Annotated in this window: 17 protein-coding genes and 4 tRNA genes; 12 read left to right on the top strand and 9 right to left on the bottom strand. The window is 62.7% G+C overall.

What is annotated here, in order from left to right; translation table 11 throughout:
• Nucleotides 1-125: 125 nt before the first annotated feature.
• The 4 genes from ACQ4WP_RS06815 (at nt 126) to ACQ4WP_RS06800 (ending at nt 3,085) form a co-directional block, all read left to right on the top strand.
• Nucleotides 126-866 (top strand): CPBP family intramembrane glutamic endopeptidase, encoded by a 741-nt coding sequence (locus ACQ4WP_RS06815; protein WP_436519269.1) that lies wholly within the window; start codon nt 126-128, stop codon nt 864-866.
• A 41-nt stretch (nt 867-907) separates the two neighbouring features.
• The gene (locus ACQ4WP_RS06810) at nt 908-1,564 is read left to right on the top strand and encodes a hypothetical protein (RefSeq protein ID WP_436519268.1); all 657 of its coding nucleotides are present in this window, start codon (nt 908-910) and stop codon (nt 1,562-1,564) included.
• A 10-nt stretch (nt 1,565-1,574) separates the two neighbouring features.
• On the top strand, nt 1,575-2,372 hold the full coding sequence (locus tag ACQ4WP_RS06805; protein ID WP_436519267.1) for a DUF6624 domain-containing protein: 798 nt from the start codon (nt 1,575-1,577) through the stop codon (nt 2,370-2,372).
• A 206-nt stretch (nt 2,373-2,578) separates the two neighbouring features.
• A complete protein-coding gene (locus tag ACQ4WP_RS06800; RefSeq protein WP_436519266.1) occupies nt 2,579-3,085 on the top strand; it encodes a P-loop nucleotide/nucleoside kinase family protein in 507 nt (168 codons plus the stop codon).
• On the opposite strand, the gene ACQ4WP_RS06795 is transcribed toward ACQ4WP_RS06800, so the two are convergent.
• Both ACQ4WP_RS06795 and ACQ4WP_RS06790 read right to left on the bottom strand, forming a co-directional pair.
• The gene (locus ACQ4WP_RS06795) at nt 3,082-4,227 is read right to left on the bottom strand and encodes an alpha-hydroxy acid oxidase (protein ID WP_436519265.1); all 1,146 of its coding nucleotides are present in this window, start codon (nt 4,225-4,227) and stop codon (nt 3,082-3,084) included. The two genes, ACQ4WP_RS06800 and ACQ4WP_RS06795, sit on opposite strands and share 4 nt — an antisense overlap.
• Before the next feature lie 92 nt (nt 4,228-4,319).
• Complete coding sequence (locus tag ACQ4WP_RS06790) at nt 4,320-5,291, bottom strand: phytanoyl-CoA dioxygenase family protein (RefSeq protein ID WP_436519264.1); 972 nt, start codon at nt 5,289-5,291, stop codon at nt 4,320-4,322.
• Between the two features lie 115 nt (nt 5,292-5,406).
• On the opposite strand from ACQ4WP_RS06790, the gene ACQ4WP_RS06785 reads away from it, so the two are divergent.
• Entirely contained in the window at nt 5,407-6,279 is an 873-nt protein-coding gene (locus tag ACQ4WP_RS06785) for a helix-turn-helix domain-containing protein (RefSeq protein WP_436519263.1), read from the top strand.
• Nucleotides 6,280-6,364: 85 nt separating this feature from the next.
• Here the strand turns inward: ACQ4WP_RS06785 and ACQ4WP_RS06780 are convergent.
• The 4 genes from ACQ4WP_RS06780 to ACQ4WP_RS06765 form a co-directional block, all read right to left on the bottom strand.
• Nucleotides 6,365-6,441 (bottom strand) — tRNA-Arg (locus tag ACQ4WP_RS06780).
• 159 nt (nt 6,442-6,600) lie between these two features.
• Nucleotides 6,601-6,677 (bottom strand) — tRNA-Arg (locus ACQ4WP_RS06775).
• A gap of 78 nt (nt 6,678-6,755) precedes the next feature.
• Nucleotides 6,756-6,832, bottom strand: a tRNA-Arg gene (locus tag ACQ4WP_RS06770).
• 82 nt (nt 6,833-6,914) lie between these two features.
• Nucleotides 6,915-6,991, bottom strand: a tRNA-Arg gene (locus ACQ4WP_RS06765).
• Nucleotides 6,992-7,416: 425 nt separating this feature from the next.
• Between ACQ4WP_RS06765 and ACQ4WP_RS06760 the strand changes: the two genes are divergently transcribed.
• Nucleotides 7,417-9,888, top strand: a complete 2,472-nt coding sequence (locus ACQ4WP_RS06760; protein WP_436519262.1) for a hybrid sensor histidine kinase/response regulator — start codon at nt 7,417-7,419, stop codon at nt 9,886-9,888.
• Between the two features lie 308 nt (nt 9,889-10,196).
• Entirely contained in the window at nt 10,197-11,180 is a 984-nt protein-coding gene (locus ACQ4WP_RS06755) for a response regulator (protein ID WP_436519261.1), read from the top strand.
• A 62-nt stretch (nt 11,181-11,242) separates the two neighbouring features.
• Here the strand turns inward: ACQ4WP_RS06755 and ACQ4WP_RS06750 are convergent, their stop codons facing one another.
• Entirely contained in the window at nt 11,243-11,638 is a 396-nt protein-coding gene (locus ACQ4WP_RS06750) for a hypothetical protein (protein WP_426070355.1), read from the bottom strand.
• Nucleotides 11,639-11,950: 312 nt separating this feature from the next.
• On the opposite strand from ACQ4WP_RS06750, the gene ACQ4WP_RS06745 reads away from it, so the two are divergent.
• Together ACQ4WP_RS06745 and ACQ4WP_RS06740 are read left to right on the top strand one after the other, a co-directional pair.
• Nucleotides 11,951-12,664, top strand: a complete 714-nt coding sequence (locus ACQ4WP_RS06745) for a sensor histidine kinase (RefSeq protein ID WP_436519260.1) — start codon at nt 11,951-11,953, stop codon at nt 12,662-12,664.
• 76 nt (nt 12,665-12,740) lie between these two features.
• Nucleotides 12,741-13,256 carry a DUF6265 family protein gene (locus tag ACQ4WP_RS06740; protein ID WP_436519259.1) on the top strand — a complete coding sequence of 172 codons (516 nt, stop codon included), beginning with the start codon at nt 12,741-12,743 and terminating at the stop codon, nt 13,254-13,256.
• Nucleotides 13,257-13,279: 23 nt separating this feature from the next.
• Here ACQ4WP_RS06740 and ACQ4WP_RS06735 read toward each other — a convergent pair whose 3' ends face one another.
• Both ACQ4WP_RS06735 and ACQ4WP_RS06730 read right to left on the bottom strand, forming a co-directional pair.
• Nucleotides 13,280-13,819 carry a molybdopterin-dependent oxidoreductase gene (locus ACQ4WP_RS06735; protein ID WP_436519258.1) on the bottom strand — a complete coding sequence of 180 codons (540 nt, stop codon included), beginning with the start codon at nt 13,817-13,819 and terminating at the stop codon, nt 13,280-13,282.
• A 30-nt stretch (nt 13,820-13,849) separates the two neighbouring features.
• Complete coding sequence (locus ACQ4WP_RS06730; RefSeq protein ID WP_436519257.1) at nt 13,850-15,841, bottom strand: TonB-dependent receptor plug domain-containing protein; 1,992 nt, start codon at nt 15,839-15,841, stop codon at nt 13,850-13,852.
• 285 nt (nt 15,842-16,126) lie between these two features.
• Here ACQ4WP_RS06730 and ACQ4WP_RS06725 point away from each other — a divergent pair, with 285 nt between their 5' ends.
• From ACQ4WP_RS06725 to ACQ4WP_RS06715, 3 genes are read left to right on the top strand one after another with little or no spacing between them, the layout of a single operon-like run.
• Nucleotides 16,127-16,951: an IclR family transcriptional regulator gene (locus tag ACQ4WP_RS06725; protein WP_436519256.1), complete on the top strand. Its 825-nt coding sequence runs from the start codon at nt 16,127-16,129 to the stop codon at nt 16,949-16,951.
• A 39-nt stretch (nt 16,952-16,990) separates the two neighbouring features.
• The gene (locus ACQ4WP_RS06720; protein WP_436519255.1) at nt 16,991-18,145 is read left to right on the top strand and encodes an acyl-CoA dehydrogenase family protein; all 1,155 of its coding nucleotides are present in this window, start codon (nt 16,991-16,993) and stop codon (nt 18,143-18,145) included.
• Between the two features lie 11 nt (nt 18,146-18,156).
• Nucleotides 18,157-19,695 carry a class I adenylate-forming enzyme family protein gene (locus ACQ4WP_RS06715; protein ID WP_436519254.1) on the top strand — a complete coding sequence of 513 codons (1,539 nt, stop codon included), beginning with the start codon at nt 18,157-18,159 and terminating at the stop codon, nt 19,693-19,695.
• Nucleotides 19,696-19,750 lie beyond the last annotated feature (55 nt).

Here is a 19,750-nt window from a genome sequence, read left to right as displayed (position 1 = left end):
TGATGTGGCAACTTTGTGGCCGTGTTTTTTAATGTAATATGGCAATGTTTTGACCATATCATTGATGCAACTTCAGGATCCGTTTATGCCCGCAGTAAAAGACGCAGCACACACCGAAGCCGACCATGTCCATCCCTAAAATCCACCTCTCCATGCCGCTCGCCATCGTCGCACTGGCCGTCTGGCTGGCCTTGACAATGGGCGGCCGCTGGCTGGAATCCGCCGGCCCCGGCGGCATCGGCCTGTCGTGGGCGCTGGCTGCACTGTTCGCGCTGGCGCTGCTGCTGGCGTCCGACCGGCGCCGCGCGGCGGGCCTGTGCGCGCCGCCGCTGAAAACACTGTGGCTGGTCTGGCCGCCCCTGCTGTATGCGCTGCTGATGCTGTTACTGGCCTGGGCGGGCGGCTGGCCGCAGCCTCGCGTGCTGCTGATCGTGGCTTGCAATGCGGCGCTGGTGGCCATTTCGGAAGAATTGATGTTCCGCGCCATCTTGCTACAGGGCATGCTGGACCGGTATGCCGTCTGGCCCGCCGTCCTGATGTCCTCGGCGCTATTCGGCCTGGCCCATACGGCCAACGGCTTGGCCACGGGCGACGTCAGCGGCGCCCTGTGGCAAGCCGTCGCCGCCACCTTGCAGGGCGTCGGCTATGCGGCCATCCGCCTGCGCACCCGTTCGGTATGGCCCATGGTGCTCGTGCATGGACTGTGGGACTACGCGCTGGTGACAGCCACCTTGCCGAACCCTGCCGAGGATGGCGTGTCCATCCTGCCGTATATCGCCCTGCTGGCCGTGCTGCCCTTGTGCCTGTACGGCGTCTACCTGCTGCGCCCCAGCCAGCGCGCCGCCATGTCACAACTGCAACTATAATGTTGCGACAAGATTTTCCATCCATTGAATGAGGAAGGTGCATGGCGCTTTTTTCACGTGATTACGAAGTGTTCCTGCTGCTGGCCGTGCCCGATGCGGCGCCGCTGTGGGAGGCGGCGCAATGGACGCCGTTTGCCGCCAGCCTCGATGCTATCGTGGCGCAAGCACGGGGCAAAGCCGGCGTGCGCAGTCATCAATACAATCCCAAGGGCAAGCCGATTGCCTTTGGTCGCCTGGGCTGGGACGCCAAATCACACGCGAAATGGACGCACACGCCGGAAACAAGCGAAGCCCGCTTCATGAGCCTGGAGACGTGGGCGCCCACCTGGACCCTCTGCGAAAAAGACGAGCAGGCGCCCGATTTGTTCCTCGCCCTGGCCAATGAATCGCTGCTGGGACGGGCAGGCAAGCCCCTGCAATTTGGCCAGCGCCTGGTGTGCGCCATCGCCACGGACATGGGGCCCGCTGCGGCCGCCACCTTGCGGCAATCCCTGGCGCAACTGGCCGCGCAGCAAGACGCCGTCGTCTTCGCCCACACGCGGCGCCAGTGGGGCCGCGCCGCGTATGGCGGTTTCACGGGCGCCATCCAGGATATGCTGATCGGCGGCCTGTTCCAACCCGACGACCCGCATGCGCGGCCGCTCGATGCGGCCACATTCCGTGAAACGTGGACTTTGCTCGACATCCCCCATTCCTGAACGGATTCCCATGCCACGCCTGACCTTCGCCATCCTGCTGTGCTGGAGCATCCATGCGGGCGCCTTCGAACTGAGCGGCACCATCCACAGCAACGGCGCGCCGCTGCCGCCCGCCATCACCATCGTTGCCGAACTCAGCCCTGGCCAAACATACAGCGTCGGCCAGGTCGAAAACGGCCGCTACCGCATCGACGTGCCGGAAGGCACCTTGCTGGCGCTGGTCCTGCGGGCGCCGCAATGGGAAGCGGAACCGAGGATCATCCACGACGCCGCCACGGCCGGCGCGCCGGACATCCTGCTGTATCGGGCTGCGGTGCCGGAAGCCGCACTGGCGCAGGAACTGCTGGCCATGGAAAAGGAAGATGTGGCCGCGCGCACGGATTGGCCGGCGACAGGGTCCGACATGCAGGCACGGCAGCGCATGCGCGAGACGGACACGAGGAACGAAGCGCGCTTGCGACAGATCATCGCCAGCAAAGGCTGGCCCACGCAAACGATGGTCGGCTACAAGGCGGCAGGCAGCGCCTGGCTGATCGCCCAGCATGGATCAAGTGCATTCCTCAAAAGCAGCCTGGCCCTGATGCGCGTGGCGGCCGCACAATGGGAAATTACGCCGTCCAGGCTGGCCCTGACGATCGACCGCGACTTGACCAATGACAAGCTGCCACAGCTGTACGGCAGCCAGTTTCAGACGGGCAGCGACGGCAAGAGCGTCGCCTTCCCCATTGCAGATCCGCAGCATCTGGAGCAGCGCCGCGCCAGCATGGGGCTGGAATCGTATGCGCAGTACAAACAGTTCTTCCAATAAGGCGCCGGCATTGACAGCGCCATCCATCGCATGGCATTGTTGCTCCATGCAATCGACATACCGCCCCCTGCCCTCCATTATTACCGCCATTCCAACGAGGGTGGCTGGGCAGAAATGAGATTGCCAAAGCCGCCTGCAAGGCGGCTTTGATATGCAACAACTGGTCAAGACGTCTCGCAGGCTTTATTTCTTTTTAGCGAGCGACCATGTCCCCGACTTCCACCTCCAACGCTTCCCCCACCCTGCACCTCGTGTGCGGCAAGATTGCTTCCGGTAAATCCACCTTGACCAGCCAGCTTGCGCAAGCACCACATACCGTGCGCATCAGCGAAGACAGCTTGCTGGCGCAGCTGTATCCGGGCCAGATCGCCAGCCTGGCCGACTACGTGGCTTGCGCGGCGCGGCTGCGCGCGGCCATCGCCCCCTTGTGCCTGCAGATGCTGCAGGCGGGCGTGTCCGTCGTCCTCGATTTTCCCGCGAATACGCCGGCCAGCCGCGCCTGGATGCGCGAACTGTTCCAGCAGGCGGGCACGCCGCACGTGCTGCATTACCTCGACGTGCCAGATGACGAATGCAAGGCGCGCTTGCGCCAGCGCAATGCCAGCGGGCTGCACCCCTTCTCCACCAGCGACGCTGATTTTGACGCCATCACGCGCCAATTCGTGCCGCCCCAGGCGTCGGAAGGTTTTGATATTGTGCGGATAAAAGCTTAAAACGTTCCCGGCAGCAGGATTTTTTTATCCACATGCTGCAAGTCGCGCAAGCCGCAAAAGGCCATCGTCAAGTCGAGTTCGTTGCGGATGATGTCCAGGCATTTGGTAACACCCGGGCCGCCCATGGCGCCCAGGCCGTACAGGAAAGGGCGGCCGATGTACACACCTTTCGCGCCCAAGGCCACGGCCTTGAGCACGTCCTGGCCCGAGCGGATGCCGCCATCCATGTGCACTTCGATCTGGCTGCCGACGGCGTCGACGATGGCGGGCAAGGCTTCGATCGACGATTGCGCGCCATCGAGCTGGCGCCCGCCGTGGTTCGAGACGATCAGCGCGTCCGCGCCGCTGTTGACGGCCAGGCGCGCGTCTTCCGGGTCCATGATGCCCTTGATGATCAGCTTGCCGCCCCAGCGCTGCTTGATCCATTCCACGTCCGCCCACGACAGGCTCAGGTCGAACTGCTGCTGCGTCCAGGCCGACAAGGACGACATGTCCGACACGGATGTGGCGTGGCCGACGATATTGCCGAAACCGCGACGTTTCGTGCCCAGCATGCCCGCCACCCAGCGCGGCTTGGTGGCCATGTTGATGATGTTGGGAATCGTCAATTTCGGTGGCGCCGACAGGCCGTTACGCAAATCCTTGTGGCGCTGGCCCAGCACTTGTAAATCCAGGGTCAGCACCAGCGCGCCGCATTTGGCCGCCTTGGCGCGATCGATCAGGCGGTTGATGAATTCGCGGTCCTTCATCACATACAACTGGAACCAGAACGGCTTGGTCGTGTTTGCCGCCACGTCCTCGATCGAGCAAATGCTCATGGTCGACAGGGTGAACGGCACGCCGAAGCGCTCGGCCGCCTGGGCCGCGAGGATTTCGCCATCCGCATGCTGCATGCCCGTCAAGCCCGTGGGCGACAGGGCCACCGGCATGGAAACCACCTGTCCGACCATGGTCGAAGCCAGGCTGCGGTTTTCCAGGTTGACGGCCACGCGCTGGCGGAACTTGATCCTGGCGAAATCGCTGTTGTTGGCGCGGTACGTCGATTCCGTCCAGGAACCGGAATCGGCGTAGTCGTAAAACATGCGCGGCACCCGTTTCTGGGCCAGCACGCGCAAGTCTTCGATGCAGGTGATGATACTCATGCGTTTCCTCGGTCGATGGCAAGTCGGACCATGATCGTGCATTTGCCCGCAATTGTCTATCCGGCAGGCAAGACTGCCGGACAGGGCGTGGCTTACCAGGCGCGCGCGCCGAGGATTTTCTCGCCCAGTTCGCTCAAACGCGCTTGCGGATAGCGCAGCTTTTCCTTTTCCTCGGGGTCGCCGGGAAAGGCATAGCCTTGCGGCGCGCTGCGCTCGCGCCAGCTTTGCACGCGCCAGTCGCGCAAGGCTAGCTTGTCTTCCTGCGCGGGCGTGAAGGATATGTATTGTGCCAGGCGCACCTGGTCAGTGGAGGTGTTCGGGCGGATGCCGTGCGCCAGCAGGCTGTTGAAGATCAACAACTCACCTTTCTTCATGGCGATGAATTCCATCGGGTACGGCACCGTCGCCAGGTCCGGCTGCCACGGGTTGCGGTCCTTGGGCGCTTGTGCGCGCCATGCCAGCAAGTTGTTGAACAGTTCTGGATAGCACTGGAAACCGCCGCTCTCGGGCGAGGTATCGGACAGGGCCAGCACGCCTTGCACGTTGACGGGCAGCGGGTCGAGCGCGGTATCGGCATCCCAGTGGATGAAGCCGCCAAACTTGCGCTTGCCATTGTTCGGCGTGTTCAGGTTGGCGCGGTCGATGGTCACCCACAGGTCTACACGGTCCCATATATCGACAAAGGCGTCAACCACGCGCTGCGTCTGGCGGTTATCCCACAGCGTCTGGTGGTGATAGGCCTCGACCATGCCGGAACCGTTGAGTTCCTGCATGGCGTGGTCGCGCAGCTGGTCCCGGTTCCAGGTGGCGGGGTCGTGCTGGTCGAGTCCCTGGAATTCCCACAGGAAATCCCTCGTGCGGCGCACCTGCTCGGGCGACACCGCATCCTTGACGATCACGTAGCCGTAGGTTTGCCAGTGCAAGAAGTCGCTGGCGGACAGCACGCGCAGGGGCAGCTGTTTCTGGATGTCGCGCAACTGGGTTTGTTCCGTGTAGGCCACGGATGGGTTGCCGGGACGGTCTTCGCCGTATTGGGGGTTGACATGCTGAACCTGGTTTTGCATCGCTGTCTCCTGTGTTGGTGTGAGACAGATTGTGCGATGGCACGGCGCCATGAAATGCGCGCTGAGCGGCCAATACTGATACTATCCTGACTATTTGCTCCATCAAAACGTCAGAATGACGCCTTTATTCGAACAAGTCACGATACCCGCCGGCCACTCCTGGGGCTTGCTGTGGCGCGAACTCGACACCATTCCCTTCATCTGGCACTACCACCCGCAGTTCGAGTTGACCCTGACGGTGAATGCCCGGGGACAACGCTACATCGGCGACCACCTGGGCGATTTCGAACCGGGCGACCTGGTGCTGCTGGGGCCGAATTTGCCGCATACCTGGTCGGCCAGCGAGCGCATCGACAGCGCGCAGCCCATGCTGGCCGTCGTCGTGTGGTTTTCCCGCGAGTGGCTGGAACAGTTGGCGGCCTGTTTTCCCGAGTTGCACAGCTTGCGGCAACTGGCGGCCCGCGCCGGGCCTGCCCTGCACTTCTCGCCGGCAACGAGCGCGCGCAGTGCGGCCAAACTGCTGCAATTGCAGGCCCTGCCCGTGCCACAGCGCCTGCCGCTGCTGCTCGACGTACTGCTGGAACTGGCGGGCGATGGGCGCGCGCGGGCGCTGGCCTCAACAGCGCAGGCGCCGATGCCCGATGGCCAGCAAAAGCGCATGGCCAGCGTGTTTGATTTCATGCACGCGCATTTCCGGGACGATATCGCACTGGAGAGCCTGGCGCAGCGGGCGGCCCTGTCGCTGGGCGCCTTCCACCGCTGTTTCAAGCGCCACGCGCATTGCACACCGGGCGAGTACCTGGCGCGGCTGCGCATCGGCCGCGCCTGCCAACAACTGATCGAGAGCAATCTGGCCATCGCCGTCGTCGCGCAAGAGGCGGGTTACCGCAACCTGGCGCATTTCAACCGCCAGTTCCGCGCCGCCAGGCAAGTCACGCCGCGCACGTTTCGTCTGCAGTACCGCCTCGCTGGCAAGCGCATTGGATAAAGCGGCCGGTATCGCAAGAGTACGCCCATGCCGGGCACACCAACGAAAAAGGGGATCAGATTTTACAATCTGACCCCCAATATTCTGGTGCGGCTGGCAGGAATTGAACCCACGACCCCTTGGTTCGTAGCCAAGTACTCTATCCAACTGAGCTACAGCCGCCTAAGACAAGATTATAGCAGGGCTTTGCAGAATGGCAAAGGGCGCAGTGCGGATATTTCACAATTACCCAGGCCGTTTGGCATGGCCCCTGCCTGCCTGCCGTCAGGACGAAAAAAACCCGGAAAGCTACCTTTCCGGGTTTTTCTTTACTGCTGATACTGGTGCGGCTGGCAGGAATTGAACCCACGACCCCTTGGTTCGTAGCCAAGTACTCTATCCAGCTGAGCTACAGCCGCAAACTCTGACACACTTCGCCGGACGGCGCGAAGCTTGAAACTTTCATCAAAACCAGGCAAACCTGATGTTGGTAATACTGGTGCGGCTGGCAGGAATTGAACCCACGACCCCTTGGTTCGTAGCCAAGTACTCTATCCAGCTGAGCTACAGCCGCAAAACTTCTACAACATTCCATTAACAACATGGAGGTCAAACTTTTTACAACAAAACCAGGCAAAACCTGATTTTCAGTATTCTGGTGCGGCTGGCAGGAATTGAACCCACGACCCCTTGGTTCGTAGCCAAGTACTCTATCCAACTGAGCTACAGCCGCGCAGGCAAACATTATAGCGTATTCATTTCGCTTTGAAAAGTTCGATTTTTCAATCGCTTAGCTGATTTTGCAGAATACCGCCCCGCACCACCAAGCCTCTTTTCACTGCCGAAAAGCCTACGCCTTTCATCGATGGACACACTTGCTTTCACAGTGGCATCCAGCGCATCGAGAAGTTGCTGTCTCGAAAGAAGCGGGATTATAGGGACTGCCTTCCCGCCTGTCCAGTGCTATCTGCAGGCGGCACGCAAGCGTGCGGTGGCGACGCGCCGCTTGGGGCTACAATACCGGCCAGACAGGGGCGCTTGTGATTCCCCTCATGCATGACGGCAGGCAGTTTCATCATGCCCCACTCACTGAGCTTAGCGATGGCGGCCCGGCGGGGCAACAGCCTGTGCGGCAGACTCACCGTTGCAGGATTTCCGATGGCTAAGCATGACCGCAAGCAAGATCTGCTACCTCCATCAGCGCCGCTGAGCCTGTCAGACGAGCGCCTGACCAACTTGCTGGAGAGCATTACCGACGGCTTCTGCCTGCTCGACCACGACTGGACCATCCGCTACATCAATACGCGCGGCGCCGACATGCTCGCGCCGCAGCGTCCGCCCGGCAGCCAGCTGGCAGGCAGCAGCCTGTGGCAAGCCTGCCCCGACTTGCAGGGCACGCAACTGGAAGAGGCGTACCGGCGCGCCATGGCGCAGCAGCACAGCTGCAGTTTCGAGCTGCTGTATCGGCCACTGGGGCGCTGGCTGGAAGTGCGCATCTTCCCGTCCAGCGAAGGCTTGACCACGTATATCCAGGACATCAGCCAGCGCAAGGCGGCCGAGGAAAGCTTGCGCCACAGCGAAGAAGACTTGCGCGCGCTGGCCAATTCCATCCCGCAACTGGCCTGGATCGCCAGCTTCGACGGCACCATTACCTGGTACAACCAGCGCTGGCACGACTACACGGGCACCAGCGCGGAACAGATGGTGGGCGAGGGCTGGAGCATTGCCTATGACGCGCAGTATTTGCCACCCATGCTGCAAGGCTGGAAGGCCGCCTTGCGCGACGGCACCCCCTTTGAAATGGAATTTCCCATCCGTGGCGCCGACGGCCAGTACCGCTGGTTCCTGACGCGCGCCAACCCCGTGCGCGACCGGGGCGGCCAGCTGCTGCGCTGGTTTGGCACGAGCACCGACGTCGACCAGGTCAAGCGTGTGCAGGAAGCCTTGCGCGACGAGACGCGCGTGCTGGAATTGCTCAATAACACGGGCGCGGCCCTGGCCGGCACGCTCGACTTGCCTGCCCTGCTGCAGGAAACCGTCGATGCGGCCACGCGCATCAGCGGCGCGCGCTTCGGCGCCTTTTATTATGACGATGCGGGCGAGGCCCACCCGGCGGCGCGCGCCGTGAACGGCACCAGCCTGCACCAGGCCGATGCCATTGCGGTGGAATTGCGCCAGGGACCGGCCATGCGCCAGAACGACTTGCAGACCGCGCCCGACGCCAGCGCCGACGGCGCGCCGCCGCTGCGCAGCTGCCTGAGCCTGCCCGTCAGCTCGCGCTCGGGCCTGTTGCTGGGGCGCTTGCTGCTGGGCCATCCGCAGACGGGCATGTTCAGCGCGCGCAGCGAACGCATCGTCTCTGCCATCGCAGCCCAGGCCGCCGTCGCACTCGACAATACACGCCTGTACGCAGCCGCCACGCGCGCCGCCGACGAGCGCAAGGTGCTGCTCGACAGCGAACGCGAGGCGCGCGCCGAGGCTGAGCGCACGAATCAGCTGAAAGATGATTTTCTCGCCACCCTGTCGCACGAACTGCGCACGCCGCTGTCGGCCATCCTGGGCTGGGCCCAGGTGCTGCGGCGCGGCACGCGGGACCAGGCCGACCTGCACCGTGGCCTGCAAAGCATCGAACGCAATGCGCGCGCGCAGGCGCAACTGATCGAAGACTTGCTCGACATGAGCCGCATCACCTCCGACAAGGTGCTGCTCGACCTGCAAACCCTCACGCCCGCCAGCGTCATTGCCTCGGCCATCGAAACCCTGCGCCCGGCGGCCGACGCCAAACACATCGCCATCCACAGCAACATCGCCAGCGATGCGGGCAGCATCACGGCCGACCCCGGCCGTATCCAGCAAGTGATCTGGAACCTGCTGTCGAATGCCCTGAAGTTCACGCCACAAGGGGGACGGGTCGATATCGGCATGCGCCGCGAGACCACCCGCCTGGCCATCACGGTGGCCGACAACGGCGTAGGCATCAAGAAAGACTTCCTGCCCCACGTATTCGACCGCTTCCGTCAGGCCGACGCCTCCACCACGCGCCGGCATGGCGGCCTGGGGCTGGGACTGGCGATCGTCAAGCACCTGGTGGAGCAGCATGGCGGCACGGTCACGGCCAGCAGCGCCGGCGACATGCAGGGCGCCAGTTTCACCGTGCACCTGCCCCTGGACACGCCGGCCGCTGCCGCGCGCCAGGCGGGCAGCATCTCATCCGCCAGCCCTGACTTGCGCGGCGTCAGGGTGCTGCTGGTCGATGACGAGGCCGATGCGCGCGAACTGACGCAACGCATCCTGTGCGACAACCACGCCGAAGTGCATGGCGCCGCCAGCGTGGCGCAAGCGCTGCAACTGCTGGAGCAGGTGCATCCCCATGTGCTGGTCAGCGACATCGGCATGCCCGATGCCGACGGTTTCGACTTGCTGGCGCACATCCGCGCGCACGCTTCCCCGGATGCCGCCCGGCTGCCCGCGCTGGCGCTGACGGCGTTTGCGCAACCGCAGGATCGCCAGCGGGCGCTGGCCAGCGGCTTCCAGGCCTGGGTCTCGAAGCCGCTGGATCCGGCCGAATTGGTGGCGGCCGTGGCGCAACTGGCCGCGACGCGCGTCACCGCCCCGCCCTTAAAAAGATGATATAAAGAAATACATAGTGCAGAATAAAATGACTATTTTTGTGGGTTGGCCTTCCTACTTTCAGACGCGGCACTGTCCTACAAGCAACTAAGCTGAAGTTTGCTACACTGAAATGCAGACACCTGCGCGGCAGGCAGGAGACAGGCAGCCTTGGCTGCCATCAGTGGCAGAAGCGAGGTCAAGCTCTGTTGTGCGCCCTATCTTGTTGCAAGGCGCTACTATATTTCCCGCCGCCGTCAGCCGCGCCGTTTGCCCATTCGCTGCGGTAGAAGCCAGCGTTGCATAGACCGTATTAACCGAGACCCTACATGCCCAGCCAAGATGAAATTTTGAAAGCCAAAATTTTGGTCGTCGACGATTCGCCCGACAATGTCGACCTGATGCTGGAAATCCTGCGCGATGCCGGCTATACCAATGTCACGGCCACCATGCGTCCGGCCCAGGTCTGTCCCCTGCACCGGGAACATTGTTACGACTTGATCTTGCTGGATCTGCAAATGCCGGAGCTGAATGGCTTCCAGGTCATGAAAGGCTTGAAGGAAATCGAGCATGGCGGCTACCTGCCCGTGCTGGCCCTGACGGCACAACCGAGTTTCAAGATCGCCGCCCTGGAAGCGGGTGCGCGCGACTTCATCAGCAAACCCTTCGACCTGATGGAAGTGCACAAGCGTATCCACAACATGCTGGAAGTGCGCCTGCTGTACAAGGAACTGGCGCAATACAGCAAGCAGCAGCAGGAGCTGGCGCTGCACGACCCCCTGACGGGCTTGCCGAACCGGCGCCTGCTGGAAGACCGCATCGAGCACACCCTGTTGCAATCGGCCCGCAGCCGCGGCAAGTCGGCCATCCTGTACCTGGACCTGGACGGCTTCAAGGCCATTAACGACAGTTACGGCCATGGCTATGGCGATGACATCCTGAAAATGGTGGCGGCCCGCCTGGTGGGCGCGTCGCGCAAGGAAGATACGGTGGCGCGCATCGGCGGCGACGAATTCGTCATCGTGCTGGGCAACCTGGCCGGCAAGGGCGACGCGCGCGAACCGGCCGCCAAGCTGATCGAAGTCATTTCCGAACCGTATTTCATCAATGACCTGACCTTGCGCCTGTCGACCAGCATCGGTATCGCCATCTACCCGGACGACGCCAGTACCGTCGAGTCCCTGCTGGGCGCAGCCGACACGGCACTGTATGAAGCCAAGCGCGCCGGCAAGAACCGCTTTTGCTGCTCACCCCACGAGGTGATCGTGCCGCAAATAAACATGCAAAAGAGTAGCATCCCCTCGATCGCCTGAGCGCCCTTACCGCGCACCACGTAAAAAAACCGGCAAGCCGGTTTTTTTATGGGCAAGACACTTTATTTCTTGCCAGCCGTCACTTCATGCTGGCCCGCATGCTGGTGGTCCGTTTGCGCATTCACGGTGTCCGGCGCCACTTCGATGCGCGTGATGCCGGCATCGACGGAAATCGGGTCGCTGGCGGGGAAGGTCATTTCCACGGCGTCGTCGAGCAGCTCTTCCTTGGCCCGCTCTTCGCCGCTCATGCCCTCTTCATCGGCCAGGATGGCCAGCGCACTGGCCCATTTGACGAAATTGAGGTTGGACAGCTCGCGCACTGTGTTCACGCCAAACGCTTGCTGCAAGGCCTTGGCATCCTTGGCGCTGACGCCGCGCAGGGCGCTGATGGGGGCATTGACGATGTCGCGGAAGCTTTTGTCGGCATATTCCTGGTCGACGATGGTATCGATATTCATGGCATGTCCTTTCGTTTCGGTAAGCGGGCCGGTGCTGCACCCTGCGCCGCATGGCGGCTATGCTGCATGGGGAGAATGCATGACCCCACTATGGCAGCGCGCGGCGCCCCGGTATGTGCGCAGCCGTACGTAACGACGGGAACAGTGTTCCCTGGCGCAAACGATAATATTGCCTATGATATAAAAGTGATGGAAGGAGATTAAAATTGCCGAAAAGACAGAAATTTTCCATCCATGCGCCCCGCGATGAAATCCTCATGTATGATCCACCACTTGAATTTGGTCCTCACCTTTCACCATTCACGGGGCGCTATGTCCGCACAAACAGATCCGAACAAGGAAACGGCCCAGGCCGATGCGGAACGCGCCGCCGATCTCAGCGAGTTGCTGGGTCATGTCAACACCAGCTGGGACAATGAACGGCGCGCCCTGTCGCGCCAGTTGCACGACAGTCTCGGTTCCTCGCTGACGGCGCTGACCATGCACCTGTCGCTGCTGACGCAAAAAATGCCGCAGGAAGCGGCCTTGCTCGACCGTGCGGCGACCATGAAGCAATTGCTGCTGAATGTGATTGAAACCAATCGGCAAATGCAGATGAAGCTGTGGAACGACAAGCTGGAGTTTCTCGGCGTGAATGTGGCGCTGGGCGAGCTGGCCGCGCAATTTGCCGAACAGCACAAGATCACCGTGCGCTGCAGCCTGCCCGAAGATGAACTGATTTGCCCTCGCAACGTGGGCGTGGCCCTGCTGCGCACCCTGGAAGAAGCGCTCAGCAACATCGCCACGCACGCCCATGCCACGCAGGTGGACATCATCATCGACGACAACGACGAAGCGCTGATGATGACTGTCAAGGATAACGGCACTGGCTTGCCGGCCAGCGAGCCCGTCGAAATGAGCAAGCACGGCCTGCGCTCGGTGCGCGAGCGCGTGCATTACCTGGGCGGCAGCCTGAGCCTGACGGCCAACCCGCCAGGCGGCACCGCCCTGGCCGTCGTCTTGCCGCGCATTAGTCCGAAAGAATAGTCCTTACCAACAGCACCAAGCAAGAACACCGCCGGAGCGCCCTGCCCCGCAGAGCGATTCGACGACAGGAGACCTCATGCAACGACTCATCCCCACCCTGCTGGCAGCGCTGCTGACCATGGGCGCCGCCCAGGCGGCCGACAAAACCGTGCCGCCGCCGGAAACCGTGGACAGGCTGGCCTGGCTGGCCGGCTGCTGGAATGTCGATGGCGCCGAGCCCGGTTCCGGAGAGCAATGGAGCACGGCCGCCGGCGGCACCCTCCTCGGCACCAGCCGCACCGTCAAGGGCGGCAAGACGACGGCCTTTGAATTCGTGCAGATCCGCCTCACCGAGCCGGGCCAGCTGGCCTACATCGTGCAGCCGTCGGGCCAGCCGCCCGTGGTGTTCAATCTGTTGCGCCAGGACAAGCCGAATGAATTCATCTTCGCCAACCTGGACAATGACTTCCCCAGCCGCATCATCTACCGCCACGACAGCGAGCGCATCTTGCATGCCAGTATCACCGGTACCTTGAAGGGTAAACTCACCACCATCGATTTCCCCATGACGCGGGGCCGCTGCGAAGCGGCGCCCCTCGCGCGCAGCAAATAAAAAGGTTCACATGCTGGCGTCGATCAATCTACCAGCTTGCGCACCTCGATGCCATTCAACCATTTCACGTGGCGCGGACCCGTGCGAATGTCTTTTGCCGAGATGAGGGCGATTTCACCATCGTTGTCGTCGAGCGCCTTGCCGTTTTTTTCGTAGTAGACGATCACGCCCTCGCCTGCCGGCGCGTTATACAGCTCGCCCCAGGAAAACACCACCGCATAGCCATCCGTCGCCGTGGCGATGATGGCGAGCTTCTTGACGTCGTTATGGCCCGGCGCATCGAGCACCGCCTTGTCGAGAATGTCGCGCAGGCGCACGCCCTTGTAGCTGGTGATGGTCTCGGCCTTGTCGCCGTTATGACGCGTGACGGCGATTTCCCCGCCATTCGCGGGCGGCAGCTGGCGCAGGTCGGCCACCTTCAGGGTCAGCGGCGTTTCCACCATGCCCGTCACGGCGAGCGCGTGGCTCATGTTGTCGCGCGCGGCAGCGGGTGCCGCCCACGCCGCCGGTGCCACCGCCAGCAACGAAGCCGCTGTACAAGCAGCAAATATTTTCTTGAACATGCTATGTCCTTTCATTGAACAGTCAAAAAATCAGAACTGGTACTGTGCATTGGCCAGCCAGGTGCGCCCGGCGCTGGGGAAACCGTCGGACAGCGCGTAATTGCGGTCACCCAGGTTCGCCACGCCCGCTTCCAGCGTCAATGCCGGCAAGGGGCGGTACACGGCCTTCAGGTTCAGCGTCGTAAAACCACCGAGTGCCAAAGTGTTCGAGACCCAGCGCCCACTGTTCGATTCCGCGATGGCCACCACGTCGACCTGGCGCGCCGCGTGCAGCACGGCGTGCGCCGTCAGCTTGTGGCGCGGCACGTCCGTCAGGCGGATGGCGCGGTCGCTGACGTTCTTCATCTCCGTGTAGGTGTAATTGCCGCCGAAGTCCAGCCAGGCGCCGGCGCTGCCGCGCAAGCCCAGTTCCACGCCGCTGATATGCGCCCGGCCCGCGTTCTGCATCTGCGCGCGCACGCCCGACACGTTCGCCACGCTCTGGATCTTGTCCTTCACGTCGCTGTAGAACAGCGCCGCTTCCACCTTGGTGCCCTGCGAGTTTCCTTGATACCCCAGTTCATAATTCATCGCCTCTTCCGCGCGCAAGGCCGGATTTTCGATATAGGTGCCCAGGCGTTGCGAATAGCGGTCCTTCAGGGTCGGCAGGCGCGACTTGCGCGCCACGGTGGCGTACACGCGCGCATCAAGACCGATCTTGTGGAACAGGCCCGCCTGCAGGTCCGTGGCCGATTGATTACTCGGCAAGGTATACGCATTGCCGGCGCTGTAGACGGTGTCCGGGCGCAGCGCATTGCGCGAGGCGCCCAGCGACAGTTCGGTCGCCGCATTGAGGGCGATGCTGTCTTCCGCGCCCAAGGTCCACAGGGCATCCTTGTACCAGGTGGTGCGCACGCCCTTGGCGTCGCGTTCCTGGTGTTCGTCGGCTTTGTAGCTGGCGACGACGCGCAGGCTGTGCGCGGCCAGGCGGAACGATTCAAGCTCCACCGCGCCGCCATTCGTGCGGTCGTCATAGATGCTGCGCCCGCCGCTGACGCTGCCCTGGCCACTGGTCTTCAGGGTCGCGTAGCTGCCGTTCGTGAACGAGGTAATTTCATTGTCGTAGCTGTCGTGGTACAGGCGCAGTTTCAGGCGCTCGGCCTCGCCCAGGCGCGTCTGCGAGACGAAATACACGCTTTCCTTGTTCCAGTATGGCCATTGCCAGTAGCGCGCGCCGACGGGATTGGCTGATGGCGGCTGGCCCTTTTCGCCATGCTGCTTGTAGTAGCTCAGTGCATATTCGTCACCGCCCACAGGCGTGTAGCCCACCTTGAACGACAGTTTATGGTCCTTGCGGTAAGCGTTGTTGCGCATGCCGCCGTCTTCCGTGGCCGTGGGACGGAAGTCGGATGACAGGGGGAAGCCGTCGCTGTCGATATACGACACGCCCGCCTGCAGATACCACAGGCCCTGGTTGGTGCCCACGTTTGCAGATACCTGGCGCTCGCTGCCCGAGCCGAAACCGATGGAGGTATCTCCCTCCAGGCGCGCTGCGGGTTTGCGCGAGATCAGGTTGATGGCGCCGCCCAGGGTATTGGCGCCATACGCCACGGAGCTGTAACCCTTGGCCACCTGGATGGCGGCCAGGTCGGCCGTCGTGAAGCGGTTGAAATCGACATAGCCGTCATATGGCACGTAGACGGGGATGCCGTCGATGTACAGCGGCACCTGGCGCGCATCGAAGCCGCGGATGGCGACGGTTTTTTCGTTGCGCGAGTTGGTCGACAGCGACACGCCCGACAGCAAATTGAGGGCGTCGCCCACATTGTCGCGGTTAAAGCGGCGCATCTCGGCGCGGCTCACTTGCGAGCCCACTGGCTGCTCGCCTACTTGCCCCAGCTGGTCGCGCTGGCCGATCACCGTCACCGTGCCCAGCACGAACGGCGCCGCCTCATCCTTGCCGGCCGTTTGCTGCGCCTGCGCCGTCAGTGCCATCTGCGCCAGCGCCAGCATCACAGCGCCTGCCATTACCTGTTTCAACATCGTCTTGTTCTTTCCACTCTCGTTATATACGTTATATACCGTCTTATATAGCGATATTCAAAAAAGCGGCCACGTCTGCAGCGGCCGTCACCCAACAGCGCAATATACAGAGGTATATAGCGATGCTCAAGCAACAAGACCGGAAACACCTGCGCTAGTCAAATTTCACACCTTTTTCATGCACCGCAGCATTTCGCTGTGCGAACGAATGTTTCACAAAACGGTTGACACGTCGAATTTGGCTAGGCAAACTGATTTCCAGGGAGCCAGCAAATGGATGTAAATATGACAAATATTCAAGCCGCAGCCGATCCGGAAATCATCGTTTTCAGCGATGACGAGGAAGGCAAGGACCGCCAGTTCGTCAACGCGCTGGCACGCGGCCTGGAAGTGCTCCGGTGCTTCCGCCCCGGCGAAGTCTTCCTGTCGAACGCGGACATGGCCAAGCGCACGGGCATCCCGAAACCGACGATTTCGCGCCTCACCTACACCCTCACCAAACTGGGCTACCTGAATTACTCGGACAGCTTGGGCAAGTACCAGCTGGGCGCCGGTGTGCTGGCCCTCGGCTACCGCATGCTGTCGAACCTCGACGTGCGCAAGATGGCGCGCCCGCTGATGGAAGAACTGGCCGAACATGCGCAAGCCTCCGTTTCGCTGGGCACGCGCGATCGTCTCAGCATGGTGTACGTGGAAACCTGTCGCAGCAGCGCCAACGTCACCCTGCGCCTTGATGTCGGCTCGCGCATTCCCTTGATGACGACGGCCATGGGCAAGGCCCTGCTGTGCATCCTGCCGCAGGCCGAACGCGACTACCTGATGGACCATGCGCGCGTGCACGAGACGGAACGCTGGCCGCGCATCAAGGCCGGCATCGAGCAAGGCTTCAAGGATTACCAGGACCGGGGCTTTTGCATCTCGGCTGGCGAATGGCAGAACGACGTGCATGCAGTGGGTGTGCCCATGCTGGGCTTTGACGGCGAGCAGGTGATGGCCTTCAATTGCGGCGGCCCCGCCTTCCTGCTGTCGCGTGAAAAACTCGAAGGTGACCTGGGACCGCGCCTGGTCGCCCTGGTCAAGACAGTGGAAAAAAACCTGGGCCGCGGTTAGACTGCGCGCCCCCTCTCAACATCGCCTCCGAGGATCCCGATGATACGCGACGAAGAAACCCTGAACATCCTGCTCGACAGCATCGCCCGTTTCGTGCGCGAAGTGCTGGTGCCGAACGAGGCGCTGGTGGCCGAAACGGATACGATACCGCCCGTCATCGTGGCGCAGATGCGTGAACTGGGCCTGTTCGGCCTGTCCATCCCGGAAGCCTATGGCGGCCTGGAACTGAGCATGGAAGAGGAAGTCAGGGTCGCTTTTGAAATCGCCCGCACTTCGCCCGCCTTCCGCTCGCTGATCGGCACGAACAACGGCATCGGCTCGCAAGGCATCGTCATCGATGGCACGGAGGCGCAGAAACAGCACTACTTGCCGAAACTGGCGGCCGGCGATATCATCGGTTCATTCGCCCTGACGGAAGCCGGTTCCGGGTCCGATGCGGCATCGCTGCGCACGAGCGCCGTGCGCGATGGCGATTTTTACATCCTCAACGGCAGCAAGCGCTATATCACCAACGCGCCCGAAGCGAGCATTTTTACCGTCATGGCGCGCACGGACCCCGTCAAGCGGGGCGCCTCGGCCATCTCCGCCTTCATCGTGGAAAAGGATACGCCAGGCCTCTCGCTGGGGAAAATCGATAAAAAGATGGGCCAGCAAGGCGCGCATACCTGCGACGTCATCTTTGAAAATTGCCGCGTGCCAGCCGCGAACATCATCGGCGGCAAGGAAGGCGTGGGTTTCAAGACAGCCATGAAAGTGCTCGACAAGGGCCGTTTGCACATCGCCGCCGTCTGCGTGGGCGCGGCCGAGCGCATGCTGGCCGACGCCCTGGCCTACGCCATGGAGCGCCAGCAGTTCGGCCAACCGATCGCCGAATTCCAGCTGATCCAGGCCATGCTGGCCGACAGCAAGGCCGAGATCTACGCCGCGCGCAGCATGGTGCTCGACGCCGCGCGCCGGCGCGACAACAAGGAAGACATCTCGACGGAAGCGTCGTGCTGCAAGCTGTTCGCCTCCGAAATGTGCGGCCGCGTGGCCGACCGCTCCGTGCAGATCCACGGCGGCGCCGGCTACATCAGCGAATACGCGGCCGAGCGCTTCTACCGCGACGTGCGCCTGTTCCGCATCTACGAAGGCACGACGCAGATCCAGCAGATCGTCATTGCCCGCAACATGATCAAGGCAGCGCAAAAGTGATGGAAGCCGCGATGGATATTCCAATCCTGCTGGCCGGCTTGCCGGCGCGCCTGTCAGCCATTCCCGCTTACTGGGCGGCGCGCGCGCCGGACGCGCCCGCGCTGCATGAAGCTGGCCGCAGCTGGACCTACGCCCAACTGCAGCACAGTGTAGAAAATGCAATGCAGTTGTTGATCAACCTCGACGTGCGCCCCGGCGACCGCCTGATGGTGGTGGGCGAAAACGGCGCGCTGCAGGTGGCGCTGATCTTCGCTTGCGCCGGCATCGATGCGTGGATCGTCAATGTCAATGCGCGCCTGTCGGCGCGCGAGATCGACACCATCGCCGAGCATGCCAGCGCGCGGCGGCTGCTGTTCCTTGCCGGCGCCTCGCCGGAGGCGGCCGCGCATGCGGCGCGGCGCGGCGCAACGCCATGCCAGGTCGACGGCATGGGCGAGCTGCTGGCGGGCAGCTTGAACGAGGCCACCGTCGCGGAAGCCTGCGTGCCCGGCAACGAACAGGTGGCCGCGCTGATCTACACGACGGGCACCACGGGGCAGTCAAAAGGCGTGATGCTGACGCACCGAAACCTGCTGTTCATCGCCGCCGTGTCCAGCACCTTGCGGGGCCTGACCAGCACCGACCGCGCCTACGGCGTGCTGCCGATTTCGCACGTGTACGGCCTGGCCTCGGTTGCCCTGGGCACCCTGTATGCGGGCGCCGCCCTGTACCTGGTGCCGCGCTTTTCCGTCGATGGCCTGCTGGCCGCGCTGAAGGACGATGAATTGACCATCGTGCAGGGCGTGCCTGCCATGTACGCCAAGCTGCTGCAAACCCTGGGCGGCGCAAGCACTCCCCTGCCCACGCGGCTGCGCTTTGCTTACGCAGGCGGCTCGCCGCTGGCGCCGTCGCTCAAGCACGACGTGGAAAAGCTGCTTGGCACCGCGCTGCATAATGGCTACGGCATGACGGAAAGCGCGCCCACCATCAGCCAGACGCGGATCGATGCGCCGCGCCATGACAGTTCCGTCGGCACGCCGATCCCCGGCGTGGCAGTGCGCGTGGTGAACGTGGCCGGCGCGGACGTGGCGCCGGGCGAAGCGGGCGAATTGTGGATACGCGGGCCGAACGTCATGGCCGGCTATTACCGCGAGCCGGCCATGACGGCGGCCACCATGCGCGACGGCGGCTGGCTCAACACGGGCGACATGGCGCGCCAGGAACCGGACGGCGCGCTGTTCATCGTCGGCCGCACCAAGGAGCTGATCATCCGCTCCGGCTTCAATGTGTATCCGCTGGAAGTGGAAACGGCCCTCAACGCCCATGCTTCCGTGGTGCAGTCGGCCGTGGTGGGACGCACCCTGGACGATGGCAATGAGGACGTCATCGCCTATGTGGAACTGGACCCGCAGCACCCCGTGACGGTGCAGGCCTTGCAGGACTATCTGGCGCAGACCCTGTCGCCCTACAAGTGCCCGTCGGCCATTATCGTCATGGAAGCGCTGCCGGCGGCTGCCACGGGCAAGATTTTAAAGGGGCAGCTGCGGCAAATGGCGCAGAATGCACGATAAGTTGAGCATGTTGTATCAGACACGACAATAAAACCACGCCACATCACCGGAGGAG

The organism is Janthinobacterium lyxosi (genome assembly GCF_051380665.1).
GTDB lineage: Bacteria > Pseudomonadota > Gammaproteobacteria > Burkholderiales > Burkholderiaceae_D > Janthinobacterium.
Note: the sequence above shows the minus strand (reverse complement) of the source record. Positions and strands in the feature narration are given on the sequence as shown.